The organism is Neisseria animaloris (genome assembly GCF_900637855.1).
Taxonomy (GTDB): domain Bacteria; phylum Pseudomonadota; class Gammaproteobacteria; order Burkholderiales; family Neisseriaceae; genus Neisseria; species Neisseria animaloris.
This window is the reverse complement of record NZ_LR134440.1, coordinates 2,076,327-2,093,933: the sequence shown is the minus strand read 5'-3', so window position 1 is coordinate 2,093,933 and position 17,607 is coordinate 2,076,327. Positions and strand designations below refer to the sequence as shown.

Genomic DNA, 17,607 nt, shown 5'->3' with positions numbered 1-17,607 from the left:
AACTTAGCTTTACCGAAACACCGTCGTTGCAGAACTCAAATCCAAATCTTTGCTCTTAAGTGCGAATTAAGTCAAAGATACAACGAATACAGGCATCTCTAGGCCGTCTGAAACGGTGTACAATATCGGTTTTCTTCGAATATATGCCGTCTGAAATCTTTTCAGGCGGCCTCAATTTCAAAATGACTATGAACGACACCAAACAGCGCCCCATCGGGGTTTTTGACTCCGGCGTAGGCGGCTTGACTAATGTACGCGCCCTAATGGAACGCCTGCCGATGGAAAACATTGTTTATTTCGGCGACACCGCCCGCGTACCGTATGGTGTAAAATCCCGTGCAACCATTGAGACTTTCACCTCTCAAATTGTTGATTTTATGCTACAAAATGATGTTAAAGCGCTGATAATTGCCTGCAATACCATCGCGGCGGTAGCCGGCCATAAAGTGCGGACAATAGCGGGCAACATGCCGGTACTTGATGTGATTACCGCCGGTGCCGAAGCCGCATTACAAACCACACGAAACGGCCATATCGGCATTATTGCTACCAGCACTACGGTTAACAGCAATGCTTATGCCCGTGCCATCCACAGCCGCAACCCTAATGCTCGGGTACAGTCGCAAGCCTGCCCTTTGTTGGTACCCTTGGTGGAAGAAGGTTGGCTTGACCATGAAGTAACCCGCTTGACTGCCCGTGAATATCTCAAACCGCTGCTGGCCGATGATATTGATACGTTGGTCTTAGGATGTACGCATTACCCGTTGCTAAAACCTTTATTCCGCGAAGAGGCTCCAGGCGTGGCATTGGTGGATTCCGCAATCACAACCGCAGAGGCCACGGCGAACGCTTTGGCCGAAGCCGATTTGTTGAATACCGACAATGCCTCTGCCGATTATCGCTTTTATGTGAGCGATATTCCTTTGCGATTCCGCACCATCGGCGAGCGTTTTCTGGGCCGCAGTATGGAACAGATTGAAATGTTGTCTCTGGGCTAACAACATTTGTTCTTTCGTTTTTTTATCGAACAAATAAATTGGATCTACCGGATATAGAACCTTAAAGCTGCTTGTGGTGTTTGAAAAGCAAGACCGTAAGCAGTTTCAAAATCCCATAAATATGCTATAAAATTTTTAAGGTTTTCTTTTCAAATTTTTTAGATGACTTTCAGACGGTCAAAAGAAAGCTGCCCGTTATTGATTAACGGGCAGCCGTTCGGTCTTGGCTCATTTGTTTTTCGCTTCGGCTTTGGCTTCTTTTTTCAAAGAGGCATATAAATCCGGCTGGCGGCTTTTCAGCAGCGAAGCAATCGCGAGGTCGTCGCGGTTTACCTTTGCCAAGTCAATTTTCTCGATATGTACCAAACGGAGCAATTCGCGTACCGGCTTGGGCATGTTGCGGCCTGACTCGTAACGTGAACCACCTGATTGGGTAACACCGATACGGCTCCAAAAGTCCATTTGGTTTAAACCGAGTTTTTTGCGGATATCGCGGATATTTTCGATTTTCTCGAACGACTTCATGAAATTCCCTTCTCTGTTTTAAAGCTCAATCTGGCAAATCACTTATCCGAACATAATATTACTCCGAAATAATACCCACAGTGAGAATATTATGAACAAATAAGCATAATCGCTTAGACAGCAGAATCAGGATAAGTTTTATTTTATTTTCCATCAAGCGGTCAATTATTCCGATAAACGTAACATCCTATTTATATAATCATTAAAAAACAATCAGTTATTTTTTAAAGCAAAGATTCTAGTTGAAAAATTTTTACATAAAAAAACGTAACAAAATCAGGGTTTACCTGTTTCAGGGCTAATTGTAAGAATTTCATAGCCTGTTTCGGTAACCAAAACTTCATGTTCCCATTGGGCAGATAAAGAGCGATCTTTAGTAACTACCGTCCATCCATCAGCCAAAATACGCAGATGACGTTTACCTTGGTTGATCATGGGTTCTACTGTAAAAATCATACCCGGCTTCAATACTAACCCTTGTCCTTTTTTGCCATAATGCAACACTTGCGGCTCTTCATGGAAATCATGACCGATGCCGTGCCCACAGAATTCCTGTACTACCGAATAACCCGCATTTTCAGCAACCTGCTGACAGGCATAACCTACATCCCCCAAGGTTGCACCGGGCTTCACTGCTTCTATACCGGCCATCATGGAAGCATGGGTAACATCTATTAAGCGTTGTGCCTGCGGGCTGATTTGCCCTACTGCAAACATTCGGCTTGAATCACCGTGAAAACCGTCTTTCTTAATGGTAACGTCAATATTGATGATGTCACCGTTTTTCAACGGTTTGTCATCCGGAATACCGTGACAAATAACATGGTTGACGGAGGTGCAGCACGATTTGGGATAAGGAGGGTTGCCATAATGCAACGGAGCCGGATAGCCGCCTTGAACGTCGATATGATAATCGTGGATTAATTTGTCCAACTCATTGGTAGTAACACCGGGTTTAACGAATTGGCCGATATAATCCAATGCTTCGGCTGCCAAGCGGCCCAGCTCGCGCATTTTTTCGATTTCTTCGGGGGTTTTGATGATAACTGCCATAAATATCCTTCGATTCGTGTCGGTGCGTTCAGACGGCCTTTCGCATTTTTTCCGAAAGGCCGTCTGAAACGGTATAAAGAGTTAAGATGATTTAAGTCAAGATAGCGATGCAAAGCCGTTAAAACAAGTTGTCTATCACTTCTTTCGGTTTGGATTTTGATTTCGGCTGTGTGTTGTGCGAACGCTGCTCTTCCGTGGATTTTGGAAGTATCGGTGTTTCTGTATTTGCTGCGGCTTCAGCTGCCGAAGCCGCAGCTATCGTAAGATTAGTTTCACCGGTTTCATCTTCATTTTGAGAAGCCGCTTGAGCTTCCGAAGCAGCCACCTCCTCCGGCGCGGATGCTTGGGCAACTACGACCTGCTGCGATACCGCAGCTATAGTAGACGATGCACCGCGGGGAGACCATACTTCCACTGTATTTTCTACTTGTGGTGCCGGAGCGGAAACCGATGCCTCTGCGGGTTTTTTCATAGTTTGGAGAATACCTACAATCAAGCTGCCTACGGCGACAGCCGTCAATACAAATACCGCCATTAGCAAGTGCTTGGGTTTGAGGTTGAAACCTTTTTTGGCAGGCATATTGTTATCATCCATATGGTTTTGTCGAAATTCCTAAGGCCGTCTGAAAACGATACAAACTGTGTTTTCAGACGGCCCATTTGTACTTAGTTATTGTAGTTTTGGTAAAGGGTAACAACTTTTTTGACACCTGACGTGGTGCTGACACGCTCGGTAATGGCAGCTTGCTCCGCCGGAGAAAGAATCCCCATTACATAGGTTACGCCGTCATAAGTAACGATTTTCACACGGCTGGGAATCACACCCTGAACGCCCAGAAGGGTAGTTCGCACTTTGGAAGTGCTCCAAGTATCATCGGTAACATTGCCGAATGTACGCTGTTGAGTGCCTACATTGATGTAATTGTAAACTTCTTGTGCCGACTGCTCTGAACGGGCCACTTGTTCGACAAACGCTTTTTCTCCTTCAGTAGCCACATGGCCCAAAAGCAGGATATGGCGGTTATAGCTGACCACGGCCAATTTCGGCTCGAAACCTGTAGCTTTACTGTTTTGGCGAAGATAACTCAAAGCCGTATGTTTGATACGGACTTCCATTACATTATCATCAGCCTGTGCGCCTGCACTGCGACGGTCAATCGCGGCCGCCCCGCCTACAGCCGCACCACCCAAAATTGCGCCCACACAACCGCTTAATGTCGTAGCAAGAATACCGGCAGCAATCAGGGTTTTAGCGTATTGTTTGATGTTCATAAAACGTCCTTTCGATGTATGTTGCGGACGGCCGTTAGCATGGTAGAGGCCGTCTGAAAAGCGCGTATAAATACCGCGAACACATTATGTCATAAGTATTTTCAAGTATGCATACCGCTTGATTATTGGCTGATACCAGCAACTCAAAGGTTACATGCCTTCGAGCAACATGGAATCAATGCAATCGCACAATGCATGAATCAACAAAATATGGACTTCCTGAATACGGGCAGTACGTCGATGCGGCACATTCAATAAAATATCGCTGTCTTTCAGCAGAGCAGCGATTTTTCCACCGTCGCGACCGGTCAGTGCAATCACATGCATATCGCGTTCGTGAGCAGCATGAATGGCCTCGATAACATTGGCCGAATTGCCCGAAGTGGAAATACCGATCAATATATCGCCCGCTCGCCCCAACGCCCGCACCTGCTTGCTGAATACATGATCGAAACCGTAGTCGTTACCGATGGCGGTAAGTGCGGAAGTATCGGTGGTTAAAGCCACCGCAGCTAATTCCATGCGTTCTTTTTCAAACCGGCCGGTCATCTCTGCGGCAAAGTGTTGCGCATCGGCAGCCGAACCACCGTTACCACAAGCTAAAATTTTACCGTCGTTCATCAGGCATTGCAGCATCAGCTCGGCAGCTTGCGCGGTGGGTTCATTTAGAATATCGGCAGCTTGTTGTTTGGCTTCAATGCTTTGAGTGAAATGTGCAGCTACGCGCTCTTGTAAAGTTGTCATGTGAGGTTACCCTGTGATGTTCTGCACCCAATATGGGGCTTCTTTTCCCTGAATCAGCACAGCATCTAAACGGCAGGGAACGTGATTCAGACTGTTTTGTTGCAAATAATGTTCCGCACTTCTTTTCAGCTTTAAAAGTTTGGACGGCGTGATACCGTATACTGCGCCTCCGAAGCTGCCGTGCCGACGGTATTTTACTTCAACAAACAGAATCATGCTGCCATTTTTGACTATCAAATCAATTTCACCGTACGGACAATGCCAATTACGTGCCAGCAGTTTGCAGCCTTGTTTTTGCAGGAATACCAGTGCGGCATCTTCTCCTGCCGCACCGCTGCCGTGGTTTAAGCGCATATTATCTAACCCCGTTATAATGCCGTTTTAAATTTATCCATCCGCCGTTTTCAGACGGCCCGAATGATTTTTATGATGCAAAAACATTATCAAAAAGCCTGCGACAGTATCGCGGCGCAAACATTATACGTTGTAGCCACACCCATCGGCAATTTGGCCGACATTACCCTTCGTGCATTAGCCGTATTGCACCGTGCCGACATCATTTGTGCGGAAGACACCCGCGTAACCGCCCAATTACTGAGCGCATACGGCATACAGGCCAAGCTGGTGAGCGTACGCGAGCACAACGAGCAGCAAATGGCGGGCAAAATCATTGGTGCGCTTTCAGACGGCCTGATTGTCGCCCAAGTATCCGATGCCGGCACGCCCGCCGTATGCGATCCCGGTGCGAAACTCGCCGCCCGTGTGCGGGAAGCCGGATTCCGTGTGGTTCCCGTAGTCGGAGCCAGCGCAGTAATAGGAGCCTTAAGCGTGGCAGGCGTTACCGAACCCAACTTCTACTTCAATGGCTTCCTGCCGGCAAAAGCAGGCGAACGGCAAAAATTGCTGGCCTCATGGGCAGATGCCGATTTCCCAGTGGTAATGTTTGAAACGCCTCACCGCATTGAAGCCACACTTTTCGACATGGCTTCGCTCTTTCCTGAACGCCGGTTGATACTGGCACGGGAAATTTCCAAGACTTTCGAAACTTTTCTAACCGGTAGCGTTGTTGACATTCAGACGGCCTTAAAAAACGACAGCAACCAAAGCCGCGGCGAGATGGTTTTAGTGCTGCATCCAGCCATTCGCGAAAAACACAGCGAACTGCCCGATTCGGCACAAAAGGTAATGAAAGTGCTGGCGGCGGACCTGCCGACCAAACAAGCGGCGGATTTAGCGGCAAAGATTACCGGAGAAAGTAAAAAGGCTTTATATGACTTGGCGTTAACTTGGAAATAAGCAAAAGCATATTTCATGTTTTCAAACCGGCAGGCTGTCTGAAAACATTAAGCTGCATCCTAATTAAGCTGCACCCTAAAAGTTAAGCACTCTACCCTCAACTTAATAAGAGTGTGATTTGAAATTGGAAAGACCGGGCTCCGTAACTTACAGAGCTCGGTCTTTTATAACTGCTCGAATAATTCAACCGTATTCAAAATTTAAAAAGCCGGTTCAAAGATTCAAACGGCCTGTATTGGCATAAGCAATCGAATCGGCGCACCCTATTTTTAATGCAAAGTAAAATCCGCTTTTAAATCAAATCGGGGAATAGGCACACAAAAACGGTCGCCATAGCTGTCTTCAAACTCATAACTGCCTTCCATACAGCCCCACGGAGTGGCCAGATGTGCCCCGCTGCTGTAATGATAATGTTCACCCGGATACAGTACTGGCTGCTCACCAACCACGCCGACACCTGATACCTTTTCCACTTCCCCATGCGCATCGGTAATTTCCCAATGACGGTTCCGCAAAGTAACAACATCATCACTATGGTTATGAATGGTAATATCATAGCTGAACACGTAACGGTCTTTAGCAACATTACTTTGCTCTGCTAAAAAACACGGTTCTACAATAATTTCGATTTCTTCCATTACTCTTTCCCTATCGATTCAGACGGCCTATATCAATAACCCAATTATCTTCAAGACCGCCAGTGTAAACAAGGCAGCAATCACATCATCCAACATAATGCCCAAACCACCGTGCACACGCAAATCAAACCATTTAATCGGCCAAGGCTTCAATGCATCAAACAGCCTGAACAGAACAAAGGCCGCCAACCACCAGCCCCACTTGAAAGGCACAAAAGCCAACACAAACAGCATGGCGACAATCTCATCCCATACGATGCCGCCGTAATCCTGAATACCCAGCTCATGTTCGGTATAGCTGCAAATTCTCACACCCCATACAAACAATATTACACACAAAGCAGCCAACCACCAGCCGGAAATACCGGCCAGATACAATACAAACGCCATCGGCAAAGCAGGCAGCGTACCAAATGTACCCGGTGCTACCGGAGCCAGCCCGCAGCCAAAACCAAAACCGAGCATGCACAAAGGCCGCTGTTTCAGCCATGAAAAAGTTGGTTTAAAGTCAGCCAAAATGATCGAAACCTAAAGAATTTAAATGTAATTCTGAACTATCTGCCAAAGTCATTTTCAGACGGCCCGAACGATTAATTTTACCGATACGGCAAACAGGCGTATTACTTATTTTGCCGGCTTTCATTACCGCCTCACGTTGGCTTTCCGGTACAGTAAACACCAGTTCATAATCATCTCCACCCGCCAGCAGACAATCGTATAGTTGTTTTTCAGGCAATATCCCACGCAATTGCGGCAAGGTAGGCAGTTGCTCCACAAAAATTTCCGCCCCCATAGCCGAAGCCTTCAAAATATGCCCTAAATCTTGAGCCAGGCCATCTGAAATATCTTGCGCAGCGTGGGCAAACGGCAACAATAACTGCCCTAAAGCAACCCGAGGCTTCGGACGCAGGCGAGCTTGTTCACAAATTTCCAGTATATCGGAAGGCAATTTTAAAAGCTGCCAATGATGGTTTAACGCTGCTGCTGCCAACCCTACTTGCCCGGAAACCCATATATCGTCGCCGTCTCGTGCAGCATCACGCCGTAAAGCCTTTCCCTGAGGCAATTCACCGATGATCGTTATATTAAAAACCATATCGCCTTTGGTTGTATCCCCGCCAATCAGCGTAATGCCAAATCGCCGTGCCAGAGAAAACAAACTGGTACAGAAATCCTCCAACCAATTTTCCTGCAAATCAGGCAAGCCGGCACTTAATAATATCCAACGAGGTTTGGCTCCCATTGCTGCCATATCGGAAATATTAACGGCCAATACCTTGTATGCCAAGTCAGCGGGGTGGACATTTTCAAAAAAATGCCTATTTTTCAGAAACATATCACTACTGAAACATAAATCAAACCCTGCTCTGGGGCGGATAACAGCTGCATCATCGCCGATACCCAGCAACACTTCCGAATCAGATTGCTGCTTTTGTAAATAACGGCGGATAAAATCAAATTCAGTCATCAGAGGCCGTTTGGAAAAAGAGAGGCACACATTATATAGCGAAATCATCCAAATGACCTGAGAGAAGAGAATATCGCGCCATATTGCGTAGCCTATTATATTTTCACAACAACACCGGATTATCTAGTGTGTTATTTCAAACCTTATCTTGCTTACTAAAACCATGCTGATGCTGTATATATTGCCATTCGACTTCATCTCTAACCGTCGAAAAGTAATCTTAATGTCGAAAAAACAATAAAAACCCCGCTATCAAGCGGGGTTTTCAAATCCAAATAATCTGTTGATTAAGGACGGGTATAACCGTGAATTTGAGAAGCCGGACCTGGAATCCAACCTTCATCAACAGCAGGGCGCTCACCTTCAACATGACCAGGAGCAATTTGTTTGGTTACTAAAGTACGAATCTTAACATCTACACGACGATCAGGTTCGATACATGCGATCAGAGCTGCGCGTTTCTTAGCTTTAGAAACTTTTTTACCCAAATTGGCTACTTCAGCTTCACAAGTGGCAGTCATACGAGCTTGAGACTCACCCAAACCGGCAGCAGAAATCTTGTTAGAAGCAACACCTTGGCCAACCAAGTAGTTAGCTACAGTATTTGCGCGACGCTCAGACAAAGCTTGGTTGTATTCTTCTGAACCCATGAAGTCGGTATGACCTTCAACACGTACACCGTCTACATTAGTGTTGCTCAAACGTTGAGCCAAGGCATTCAGAGTTTCGGCACCTTCAGGACGCAGATTATCCTTATCGAAACCAAATAAAGTCTTAGCAGACAGAGAAACGGTTTCTTCAGCAAATTGAGGAGCAGTTTCCACCGCCACAGCATCACCACACTCAATACGGCCCTGAGTGGCTTTGTCGAAATAAGTATTTTTCCAGCACTCACCATAGTTGTTGCGAACAACTGTTTGTGACTTGCTGCTAACGGTGTAACCGTGTTTAGTATGCGGTTCGCTGGCCATTGCAGTGCCTGAAGCTACTAAGGCAACAAACAAGGCGCTTAATTTCAGCTGTTTGGTCATTTTATTCCCTCATCAAAGATTGTTATGCAACGGGCACCAAGAGCGCAACCGCCACAAATCACCAAATATACAGGCCACTATTGTAAAACGGCGGCAAGTAGGATATTTCAGGTTTGCACTATAAAGAAGCCAAGGGCAAACTGTCAATAGCACACTACCCGCACACAACGGATAAACGGCCCGCTTCCTAATTACGAATCATGCCGAAAAATCAATCCTGTGTCATTTATTTACAAGCAAAACCCACTTCCTATTACATGGTCGTTGTACAAAAGCAACAACAACTTTTTACAGCATTCAATGCTTTGTTAATACTTCACAAAGATAGTTCCTGAAAAAACAAATGTTTTCTTGGGGCAAATTTGCAAATAAGGCTTTTTTTTTCAATCTATGCTACATTTAAAAAAGACTTGTCGTACAGAATACACACCACTTCCCGTTCTTATCATATGAAATTACAACAACTACGCTACGCCCTTGAAGTATACCGCCAAAACCTAAATGTATCGGAAGCTGCCGAAGCGCTGTTTACTTCCCAACCGGGCATTTCAAAACAAATCCGGCTTTTGGAAGAAGAATTAGGTATACAGATATTTATCCGTAGCGGCAAACGTGTAGTTTCGGTTTCACAGCCTGGTAAAGCAGTATTGGAACTTGCTGAACGGATTCTACGCGATGTGCAGAATATCAAAAATATAGGTAGCGAATTTACCGGTCAAGACAGCGGTTCGCTTACTATTGCGACTACACACACACAAGCCCGCTATGCTTTGCCGAAAATTGTAGCGGAATTTGTGAAGCGCTATCCGAAAGTACAATTAAGTATTAAGGAAGGCAGCACACACACCATCGCACAAATGATCAGCAACGGAGACGCGGATTTTGCCATTGCTACCATCCCTCTGGATGACTATTCGGACTTACGCAAACTGCCTTGTTCCGAATGGACTCATGCGATTCTCGTCCCACATACCCATCCCCTACTAGATTGCCGGCATCCTTTGAGTATTAATGATTTAGCCGCCTATCCTTTAGTAACTTATGAATTTGCCTTGAACAGCAACAGTAATATTTTTCGCGCTTTTCAAAAAGCCCATTTGAAACTCCCTAAAATAGCGCTTTCGTCTGCGGATACCGATGTCTTGAAAACCTATGTGAGATTAGGGTTGGGTGTGGGACTGATGGCGAAACTGGCATACGACCCTCAAACTGATCATGATTTACAACTGATTGATGCGGCCCACTTATTTGGAACTTCTTCTACTTACATCGCCTTACGCTCCGATACATACCTCCGCGGTTATATTTATGATTTCATCAGCCTGTTTGCACCTCAGTTGACACGTGAACGGATCGATCAGATGCTTTACGCGCCTATTGAAGAAGATTTCTCTATCTAATTCGGTATTTCAAAAATTGAGGCCGTCTGAATTTCTTTCAGACGGCCTCAACATCTTTCAGCAACATTTAAACGGCATGCTCACAACCGGAAACCATTTTCTTCAATGCTTGCGGTTCAAGAATCTTGATATGTTTATGTTCTACCGAAATCAAGCCTTCATGGTGGAATTTGGACAACGTACGGCTAACTGTTTCCAGTTTCAAACCTAAATAACTTCCTATTTCTTCACGCGACATGCGCAAAATAAAATCATTGGCGGCAAACCCGCGCGAATAGAGACGGTTGGACAAATTCAACAAAAACGCCGCCAGCCTCTCTTCTGCACGCATATTTCCCAATAACAGCATTACTCCCTGATCACGCACGATTTCACGGCTCATTAAACGGAAAAAGTGGGTTTGCAGGCTGGGAATGTTCTGCCCCAATTGTTCCATATGTGAAAACGGCAGCTCGCACACTTCGCTGTCTTCCAAAGCGACCGCATCACAACTGTGCGTATGTGCACAAATACCGTCCATGCCGATCAGTTCTCCCGACATGAAAAATCCGGTTACTTGATCACGTCCGTCTTGACTGGCCACAGTAGTTTTGAAAAAACCGGTACGTATGGCAAACAGCGATGCAAACGGATCTCCCGCCCGGAACAAATACTCACCTTTTTTCAAGCGGCGGCTTTGGCGGATAACAGCGTCTAATTGCGCAAACTCTGTCGGCATCAAACCCACCGGCAGGCATAATTCACGTAATGAACAATTTGAACACAACGTTTTCATCTGATGTTGTGGTGTGTGTGCAGACATAAGATTAAGCACCTTTAATTATAATTAGCAACTTTTATACTTAGACCCTGCGTATTGAGTATTGACCAACATCAAGGCGGGATGATCGTAATATCGCTATTCTACCAAACTTACGGCAAATTTGCCTATTTCATTACAGAACAAACAAAACATCATGAAAATCATTACCATACAAAATGACACACAACCTGAATTTGACCGAAAACTGATTGCTTCCCTGCCCTCCAGCGGCCCCCGTTATACTTCGTATCCGACTGCCGATCGTTTTCATAACGGCTTCACCGAAGCCAATTATATTCATGCTTTGAAATTACGCAGGATGGGGGCACTCAATAAACCGCTCTCTCTTTACGTCCATATTCCTTTTTGTAACACTATTTGCTACTACTGCGGTTGCAACAAAATCATTACAAAAGACAAATTACGTGCTGACGCTTATATAGAATATCTCGACAAAGAAATGGCACTGCTCGCTCCTCATTTGAACAGCATCCACCAACTTGCCCAGATCCATTTCGGCGGCGGCACACCTACGTTTTTAAACGACAACCAAATCGAACGTGTCTTTGCCTTGATACGTCAACATTTTCAGTTGATTCCAAACGGCGAGTATTCGATTGAAATTGATCCTCGCAAGGTCAGCCGGGAAACCGTGCTGCATTTGGGTAAGCTGGGTTTCAACCGTATGAGTGTCGGAATACAAGACTTCGATCCTAAAGTACAGAAAGCAGTAAACCGTGTCCAAACTGTTGAAGAAACCCGCGAAGTGATCGATGCAGCAAGGGAAGCAGGGTTCAAATCCGTAAGTGTCGATTTGATTTACGGCCTACCCCATCAATCTTTGGAAAGTATCAAACCGACCATTGAAACCGTACTCTCACTCGATCCCGACCGCCTTGCGCTGTATCACTACGCCCATCTGCCGCATATTTTCAAACCTCAACGCCGCATTGATACGGCAACTGTTCCGGATAGCGAAGAAAAGCTCGATATTCTGCAATATGCGGTGCAAACCCTCACGGAACGCGGCTACGTATTCATCGGCATGGATCATTTTGCCAAACCGGACGATGAGCTTGCTCTGGCTCTGAAAGAAGGATGGTTGCAACGTAATTTCCAAGGCTATTCGACCTATGCCGACTGCGATTTGATTTCCATCGGCGTTTCCAGTATCGGTAAAATCGGCACAACTTACGTTCAGAACGAACGCGATATCGATGCTTATTACGCCGCCATCGATGCCGGGCATTTGCCGATAATGCGCGGCTACCAATTGAATCGTGACGACTTGCTGCGCCGCAATATTATTCAAGATTTGATGTGCCGTTTCTCATTGGATTTTCAAGTGTATGAAAGCGTATTCGGCATTCCGTTTGCTCGTTACTTCGAAACCGAATTGGCCGATTTGCAAAAACTGGCCGAACTTGGTCTGCTGCACCTAACTTCGAAAAGATTACGGGTAACTCCAAAAGGCCGCTTCCTTATCCGTAACATTGCAATGGTATTCGACTACCATCTGCGGCATAAAGAAACTACGGCGCAATATTCGAAAACCGTATAATGAAACAGCCCTCAGCAAGCAGGCCGTCTGAAAACAAAGCACTACTATTTTCAGACGGCCTCAGTATATTATGTGTAGGCGAAACACCTCCTGCTCGTTGAAAACATTTACCTTTTCAAGCACAATGCAACGGTTGTGACAGCCGGCTACGTAATATTGCCTTCACGTAAAAAAACCTCTCATTTATCAGCCTATAACCGCACATGGAACAACTTGAATTCTTCGCCATTCCCAGCCCCTGTATCGGCGTTTGCGAAGCCAACAGCAAAGGTTTTTGCAAGGGTTGTTTACGCAGCCGAGAAGAGCGGCTTTATTGGTTGAATATGACCGACACGCAAAAGCACCATGTTATGCACCTGATAAGAATGAGGCGGCACAAACTTGAAAAACTCGCTTGGGAGAAAAAACAACCAGTTATAGAGCTGCCGGACCAAATGGGATTCGAATTTGAGACGGAGCATGGTGAAGAATCCTGATAGTCCTCCGATACGAACTACCTTGTATACACAGGCCGTCTGAAATATTTTCAGACGGCCTGTTTGCTTATCCAATATTCCCTCGTAACGCAGAAATATATCGTAAACGGTATTGTCGCCACGGTTTCGGGCCATTTCGGATTTATTGGTAGATTAATCCGCCCTTGTCCGACATACCATATGCCGTCTGAAACTTATTCGTTGGAATACTTTGTTTTACGTTACAATGCAGCTTCTTTTAATAATGATTTTCAAAAACATGCTGTATCAATTATTGCGTGATATGTGGGACATATTACGTTTACGCTATAGATCTCCCGCCGAATATCTCTATACTCTGCCTGTATTATCGGCCGTATTGCTGCTTATCGGCCTAGTTAATGCTGCCGGAATGTCGCAACTGTTCGGCAAAAGCACGGCGGCAATCGTATTTTCCGTATTACTGAGTATTTTTAAATGGCTGCTGCTTAGCCGCGTGATGAGCGGAGTGCTCCACTATTACGGCTCCCCCAAACTGCCATTTTGGGGATTTGTGTTGGCAACGGAAGCACTGGTTATTCCTGCGCTGCTCGTGTTTTATATACCCGCTCTCGGTTCAATCGGTATTTTTTGGCAAGTATGGACTTTTTGGGTGCAGGCCATCGGTTTCATGAAGATGGGACGACAATCCGCTTGGAAAGTATTACTGGGTTATATTGTTTATCTGATTGCTTTGATGTTTTTCGGATCTTTATTGATATTCTTGTTCACTCAGATAGGTTGGATGGATTTACAGAATATTAATGAACAGGCTAACGCCATTTGGGGATCATCAACAAAGACTCCTTAAAAAATTAGAAATTGAGGTCAATCGACAACCATATCAAACTACTTTGGTCTTTTGATATATTATTTTTTCTTGTTGAAAAGCCGACATATTTTTATATGTCGGCTTTTCCGTTTTAAATTTTTTATTTCAAAAAATACAAGCTATTCCTATCATACATCTGATTAAATACTCTTTACAATTCAATTTGGTATTCTTGAATTTTATACATCAAAGCCCGTTTACTGATACCCAAAGCTTTAGCCGTACGTTCCCGATTACCATTATGTTTTTTCAAAGCCTCGCGAACCATGCTGCATTCATAATTTTTCATCGACTCCCGTAATGTCTTTTGGTTTACTCCCTCTTCATCCATAGGATCTGGCTCTGAAAAAAGGCGTTTACTTTCCCCCAATACAATCGGAGGCAAATCATCCGGATAAATAGACAGCCCCGTCGACATGATTACTGCATGTTCGATTGTGTTGGAAAGCTCGCGAACATTCCCCGGCCAAGTATAAGATTTTAAAACTTTTATTGTACTTTCATCCAATTCTAAAAAATTATGTTGGTGCTCGACACAAAATTTCTGCACAAAATGCCGGGCCAATAATGTGATATCTTCAGGTCTCTCACGTAGCGGCGGTAACACCAGCGGCATAACATTTAAACGATAAAATAAATCCAAACGAAATTTATTTTCTTCGACAAGCTCTGCCAAATTACGATTTGTCGCCGCAATAAGGCGAAAATCCGTTTTGATGGTTTTACTGCTTCCAATCGGCTCAAATTCTTTTTCTTGCAAAACACGCAGTAACTTCACCTGCAGATTAGTGGACATTTCACCTACTTCATCCAAAAACAAGGTTCCGTTGTGAGCCCTTTCAAATAATCCCTGCTGGCGGCTTTGCGCTCCCGTAAAAGCACCTTTTTCATGCCCGAACAAGGTGCTTTCAAGCAGGCTTTCCGGCAATGCACCACAATTGATTTTAATGAAAGGCCCTGCCGCCCGCTCACTGTAATGGTAAATTGCTTTTGCTACCAATTCCTTACCGGTTCCACTCTCCCCTGTAATTAAAACAGTTGCATTGGTCTGGGAAACTTTAGCAATCTGTCGGCACAACTCCATCATTACCGGACTACTGGTCAAGATTCTCTGGGGATTTCCTTCTTCGTCATAGAGTTCCAATTTATCAATAATAAAATTTTCCTCTTGAGACGACTTTTTATATTGCAGAGCTTTTGCAACCAGTGCTTGTATTTCATCTAAATCAAACGGCTTAATAATATAGTCAAATGCACCGGATTTAAGTGCCGTAACAGCTGTATCTACACCTGCATAAGCAGTCATCAAAATGACAGGAACATCCGGCCTTGCATTTTTCAAATGCTGCAATACCTGTAGGCCATCCATTTCTGGCATTCGGATATCCAACAAAACCAAATCAATAGTTTCATCAAATTTATCAACGGCCTCTTTACCGCCTTTTGCCAATTCTATTTGATGGCCACTCTCTTCCAATACGATGGAAAGTAATTTTCTGACATTCTCTTCGTCATCAGCTATCAATATCTTCATATATTATTTTCAAAATTTTTATTGTCAAAGAGAAGGAAGGCTAACCGTAGCAACGGCTCCTCTATTACTATTATTCTTAATCTGGATTGTCCCTTGGTGTGAAGTAACAATCTTTTCCACCATCGCCAACCCTAACCCTGTACCTGAAGGTTTTGTAGTAAAAAAAGGGGTAAACAGATGATCTTTGAGATCTTCATTAATACCACACCCTGTATCAATAATCTCGATATATTGGCAATGGCTGTCTTCAGAAAGGTATGTTTTAATCGTTATAGTACCCTCTCCCGAAATAGCTTGAATCGCATTAATAATTAAATTTAACAACATCTGTTTAATCATCGCTGCATCCAAATAAACCGGCGGTAACGAATCATCCAATATTAATTCAAAATGAATAACCGGAGAATATTTAGATGTATTTACCACAATCAAAGTGTCTTTAATCACCTGATTAAGAGAAGCAGGAGAAAAATAGTTTTTATGTGGTTTTGATAAATCCAATAACTGACGGATAACCTCATTGATTGAATCTACCTCTTTCAGAATAATATCAATATATTCTTTACGATGTTTTTCAGATATATCGTTTTTCTGTAAATACTGCACAAATCCCCGGATAGCAGTTAATGGATTGCGGATTTCATGTGCAACTCCGGCCATTAATTCGCCAATTGCTACTAATCTTTCAGTTTGCTGAATAATCCGTTGCATTTCTTGCTGTTCGGATAAATCCTTAAATACCAGCACTGCACCGATGATTTTTCCATTATGGTTTTTCAAATGACTGGTACTTAAACTGAGATGAAGAACTCTTCCTGAAACCGGAAAGTCCATTTCAATACCTAAATGATTTGTACCATTATGTAATGTATCTAAAAGGGGGCTTTGATAATTTTGATCATCAATAATCGAATGGTAAGGTTTACCAATAACATCACCGCGTTTATACCTAAAAATTTTTTCAGCTGCTGGGTTCAACATGGTAACCAGACCATTATTATCTACGGTAACAACACCATCTATGATGCTATCCAGAATCATTTCATTTGTTGATTTACTTTCATTAAGAGCTAGCGCAAGTTGGTTTATTCCTTCTACAATAGCATTCATTTCCCCTTTAATGTTTGGCAAAGGGATATGCAAATCTAAAGGAAGTTTCTTTAATCCTTGCCTGATGATATCTATATCAGTATTCATCCGATGAGAAAGCACCCATGCCAGAACGATACTGGAAATCAACCCAAGCGAACATATCAATACGATACGTTTCTCCAAGCCCATTGCTTGAAGACTGATATCCTCTGCTAATTCATTAGTCCAAATATATCCTTGTATTTTTTCGCTACGGATAATCGGCACCATAGCGTTCATAATATTACCGCGCACCTGAGGGCCTTGCCACACAAGCGGTTTTCCAGAAGACATAACCATTCGCCCAGGATGGTCATTTGAAATTTTGATTCCGACTTTATCCCCATATTTAATATGCGGGCCATACACAACTACCGCATCAAGTTCGCGATGGTAATACCCAGCGGCTATTTTGGGATTATTTTGTAAAATTTTTTCTAAATAAGGGGAAAGCTTATTATTTAATTGTTTGATTTGCTCATCTCGTGGCAATTTAGAATCAATTTGCTCGAAAGTTTCTCCCAATTCCAAATCCAATACATACGCAATGGTAAATAATTTTTGTTCTTTCTCTTGTAACAAGAGAGCAATACCTTCTCTTTCAACCAGATAGGCAATAGAAAAAATTGAAATACAAGTCAAGAATATGCTGAGGAACATAATTCTGATGCGTAATTTTTCCGGATATAGCTTCTCTCCAAAACGAAGCATCACCTCCTTTAAGTAGGATTTTTTGAAAGTCATTGCAGGTGCAAATCTCCATGTTTTTCATAAAACAGGCTTATACCTGATTCAAATCAGGTATAAGCCATTATTATGACAATAAAA

Annotated in this window: 19 protein-coding genes; 6 read left to right on the top strand and 13 right to left on the bottom strand. The window is 43.9% G+C overall.

The features are described 5' to 3' along the window. Positions 1-188: 188 nt before the first annotated feature. A complete protein-coding gene (murI, locus tag EL216_RS09855) occupies positions 189-998 on the top strand; it encodes a glutamate racemase (protein WP_085391039.1) in 810 nt (269 codons plus the stop codon). A 228-nt stretch (positions 999-1,226) separates the two neighbouring features. Here murI and EL216_RS09850 read toward each other — a convergent pair whose 3' ends face one another. From EL216_RS09850 to EL216_RS09825, 6 genes are all read right to left on the bottom strand, one after another. Then, positions 1,227-1,523 carry a helix-turn-helix domain-containing protein gene (locus tag EL216_RS09850; RefSeq protein ID WP_054599660.1) on the bottom strand — a complete coding sequence of 99 codons (297 nt, stop codon included), beginning with the start codon at positions 1,521-1,523 and terminating at the stop codon, positions 1,227-1,229. Between the two features lie 276 nt (positions 1,524-1,799). Next, positions 1,800-2,576 (bottom strand): type I methionyl aminopeptidase, encoded by a 777-nt coding sequence (map, locus tag EL216_RS09845; RefSeq protein WP_085390988.1) that lies wholly within the window; start codon positions 2,574-2,576, stop codon positions 1,800-1,802. A gap of 118 nt (positions 2,577-2,694) precedes the next feature. Then, positions 2,695-3,156: a hypothetical protein gene (locus tag EL216_RS09840; RefSeq protein WP_126300870.1), complete on the bottom strand. Its 462-nt coding sequence runs from the start codon at positions 3,154-3,156 to the stop codon at positions 2,695-2,697. Between the two features lie 86 nt (positions 3,157-3,242). Next, complete coding sequence (locus tag EL216_RS09835) at positions 3,243-3,848, bottom strand: BON domain-containing protein (RefSeq protein WP_085390990.1); 606 nt, start codon at positions 3,846-3,848, stop codon at positions 3,243-3,245. 150 nt (positions 3,849-3,998) lie between these two features. Then, on the bottom strand, positions 3,999-4,592 hold the full coding sequence (locus EL216_RS09830) for a phosphoheptose isomerase (protein WP_085390991.1): 594 nt from the start codon (positions 4,590-4,592) through the stop codon (positions 3,999-4,001). 6 nt (positions 4,593-4,598) lie between these two features. Continuing rightward, on the bottom strand, positions 4,599-4,946 hold the full coding sequence (locus EL216_RS09825) for a YraN family protein (RefSeq protein ID WP_085390992.1): 348 nt from the start codon (positions 4,944-4,946) through the stop codon (positions 4,599-4,601). Between the two features lie 72 nt (positions 4,947-5,018). On the opposite strand from EL216_RS09825, the gene rsmI reads away from it, so the two are divergent. Next, positions 5,019-5,888 carry a 16S rRNA (cytidine(1402)-2'-O)-methyltransferase gene (gene rsmI, locus EL216_RS09820; RefSeq protein ID WP_085391040.1) on the top strand — a complete coding sequence of 290 codons (870 nt, stop codon included), beginning with the start codon at positions 5,019-5,021 and terminating at the stop codon, positions 5,886-5,888. Positions 5,889-6,157: 269 nt separating this feature from the next. Here rsmI and apaG read toward each other — a convergent pair whose 3' ends face one another. The 4 genes from apaG to EL216_RS09800 all read right to left on the bottom strand — a co-directional run bounded on the left by apaG (position 6,158) and on the right by EL216_RS09800 (position 9,025). Beyond that, positions 6,158-6,526 (bottom strand): Co2+/Mg2+ efflux protein ApaG, encoded by a 369-nt coding sequence (gene apaG / locus EL216_RS09815; protein WP_085390993.1) that lies wholly within the window; start codon positions 6,524-6,526, stop codon positions 6,158-6,160. Between the two features lie 27 nt (positions 6,527-6,553). Further along, complete coding sequence (locus tag EL216_RS09810; protein WP_085390994.1) at positions 6,554-7,042, bottom strand: phosphatidylglycerophosphatase A family protein; 489 nt, start codon at positions 7,040-7,042, stop codon at positions 6,554-6,556. Then, positions 7,035-7,994 carry a thiamine-phosphate kinase gene (thiL, locus tag EL216_RS09805; protein WP_085390995.1) on the bottom strand — a complete coding sequence of 320 codons (960 nt, stop codon included), beginning with the start codon at positions 7,992-7,994 and terminating at the stop codon, positions 7,035-7,037. Before thiL ends, EL216_RS09810 begins: the two co-directional genes overlap by 8 nt. 287 nt (positions 7,995-8,281) lie before the next feature. After that, the gene (locus EL216_RS09800) at positions 8,282-9,025 is read right to left on the bottom strand and encodes an OmpA family protein (RefSeq protein WP_085390996.1); all 744 of its coding nucleotides are present in this window, start codon (positions 9,023-9,025) and stop codon (positions 8,282-8,284) included. Between the two features lie 449 nt (positions 9,026-9,474). Between EL216_RS09800 and EL216_RS09795 the strand changes: the two genes are divergently transcribed. Beyond that, positions 9,475-10,425 (top strand): CysB family HTH-type transcriptional regulator, encoded by a 951-nt coding sequence (locus EL216_RS09795; protein WP_085390997.1) that lies wholly within the window; start codon positions 9,475-9,477, stop codon positions 10,423-10,425. Between the two features lie 67 nt (positions 10,426-10,492). Here EL216_RS09795 and fnr read toward each other — a convergent pair whose 3' ends face one another. Continuing rightward, complete coding sequence (gene fnr, locus EL216_RS09790; RefSeq protein WP_085390998.1) at positions 10,493-11,227, bottom strand: fumarate/nitrate reduction transcriptional regulator Fnr; 735 nt, start codon at positions 11,225-11,227, stop codon at positions 10,493-10,495. Positions 11,228-11,381: 154 nt separating this feature from the next. On the opposite strand from fnr, the gene hemN reads away from it, so the two are divergent. From hemN to EL216_RS09775, 3 genes are all read left to right on the top strand, one after another. After that, positions 11,382-12,788, top strand: coding sequence for an oxygen-independent coproporphyrinogen III oxidase (gene hemN / locus EL216_RS09785; protein WP_085391041.1), 1,407 nt, complete (start codon positions 11,382-11,384; stop codon positions 12,786-12,788). A gap of 203 nt (positions 12,789-12,991) precedes the next feature. Beyond that, complete coding sequence (locus EL216_RS09780; protein ID WP_085390999.1) at positions 12,992-13,264, top strand: DUF1289 domain-containing protein; 273 nt, start codon at positions 12,992-12,994, stop codon at positions 13,262-13,264. Positions 13,265-13,508: 244 nt separating this feature from the next. Continuing rightward, positions 13,509-14,093 carry a hypothetical protein gene (locus EL216_RS09775; protein WP_232005241.1) on the top strand — a complete coding sequence of 195 codons (585 nt, stop codon included), beginning with the start codon at positions 13,509-13,511 and terminating at the stop codon, positions 14,091-14,093. A gap of 172 nt (positions 14,094-14,265) precedes the next feature. Here EL216_RS09775 and EL216_RS09770 read toward each other — a convergent pair whose 3' ends face one another. Both EL216_RS09770 and atoS read right to left on the bottom strand, forming a co-directional pair. Next, a complete protein-coding gene (locus tag EL216_RS09770) occupies positions 14,266-15,648 on the bottom strand; it encodes a sigma 54-interacting transcriptional regulator (RefSeq protein WP_085391000.1) in 1,383 nt (460 codons plus the stop codon). 24 nt (positions 15,649-15,672) lie between these two features. Then, positions 15,673-17,523: a two-component system sensor histidine kinase AtoS gene (gene atoS / locus EL216_RS09765; protein WP_085391001.1), complete on the bottom strand. Its 1,851-nt coding sequence runs from the start codon at positions 17,521-17,523 to the stop codon at positions 15,673-15,675. Between the last annotated feature and the right edge of the window lie 84 nt (positions 17,524-17,607).

Bases quoted from the DNA above. Each gene is read 5' to 3' on its own strand.
- hemN (WP_085391041.1), top strand. From the start codon at position 11,382: ATGAAAATCATTACCATACAAAATGACACACAACCTGAATTTGACCGA.
- fnr (WP_085390998.1), bottom strand. From the start codon at position 11,227: ATGTCTGCACACACACCACAACATCAGATGAAAACGTTGTGTTCAAAT.
- apaG (WP_085390993.1), bottom strand. From the start codon at position 6,526: ATGGAAGAAATCGAAATTATTGTAGAACCGTGTTTTTTAGCAGAGCAA.
- EL216_RS09780 (WP_085390999.1), top strand. From the start codon at position 12,992: ATGGAACAACTTGAATTCTTCGCCATTCCCAGCCCCTGTATCGGCGTT.
- thiL (WP_085390995.1), bottom strand. From the start codon at position 7,994: ATGACTGAATTTGATTTTATCCGCCGTTATTTACAAAAGCAGCAATCT.
- rsmI (WP_085391040.1), top strand. From the start codon at position 5,019: ATGATGCAAAAACATTATCAAAAAGCCTGCGACAGTATCGCGGCGCAA.
- atoS (WP_085391001.1), bottom strand. From the start codon at position 17,523: ATGACTTTCAAAAAATCCTACTTAAAGGAGGTGATGCTTCGTTTTGGA.
- murI (WP_085391039.1), top strand. From the start codon at position 189: ATGAACGACACCAAACAGCGCCCCATCGGGGTTTTTGACTCCGGCGTA.
- EL216_RS09830 (WP_085390991.1), bottom strand. From the start codon at position 4,592: ATGACAACTTTACAAGAGCGCGTAGCTGCACATTTCACTCAAAGCATT.
- map (WP_085390988.1), bottom strand. From the start codon at position 2,576: ATGGCAGTTATCATCAAAACCCCCGAAGAAATCGAAAAAATGCGCGAG.
- EL216_RS09840 (WP_126300870.1), bottom strand. From the start codon at position 3,156: ATGCCTGCCAAAAAAGGTTTCAACCTCAAACCCAAGCACTTGCTAATG.
- EL216_RS09800 (WP_085390996.1), bottom strand. From the start codon at position 9,025: ATGACCAAACAGCTGAAATTAAGCGCCTTGTTTGTTGCCTTAGTAGCT.
- EL216_RS09850 (WP_054599660.1), bottom strand. From the start codon at position 1,523: ATGAAGTCGTTCGAGAAAATCGAAAATATCCGCGATATCCGCAAAAAA.
- EL216_RS09825 (WP_085390992.1), bottom strand. From the start codon at position 4,946: ATGCGCTTAAACCACGGCAGCGGTGCGGCAGGAGAAGATGCCGCACTG.
- EL216_RS09795 (WP_085390997.1), top strand. From the start codon at position 9,475: ATGAAATTACAACAACTACGCTACGCCCTTGAAGTATACCGCCAAAAC.
- EL216_RS09770 (WP_085391000.1), bottom strand. From the start codon at position 15,648: ATGAAGATATTGATAGCTGATGACGAAGAGAATGTCAGAAAATTACTT.
- EL216_RS09835 (WP_085390990.1), bottom strand. From the start codon at position 3,848: ATGAACATCAAACAATACGCTAAAACCCTGATTGCTGCCGGTATTCTT.
- EL216_RS09775 (WP_232005241.1), top strand. From the start codon at position 13,509: ATGATTTTCAAAAACATGCTGTATCAATTATTGCGTGATATGTGGGAC.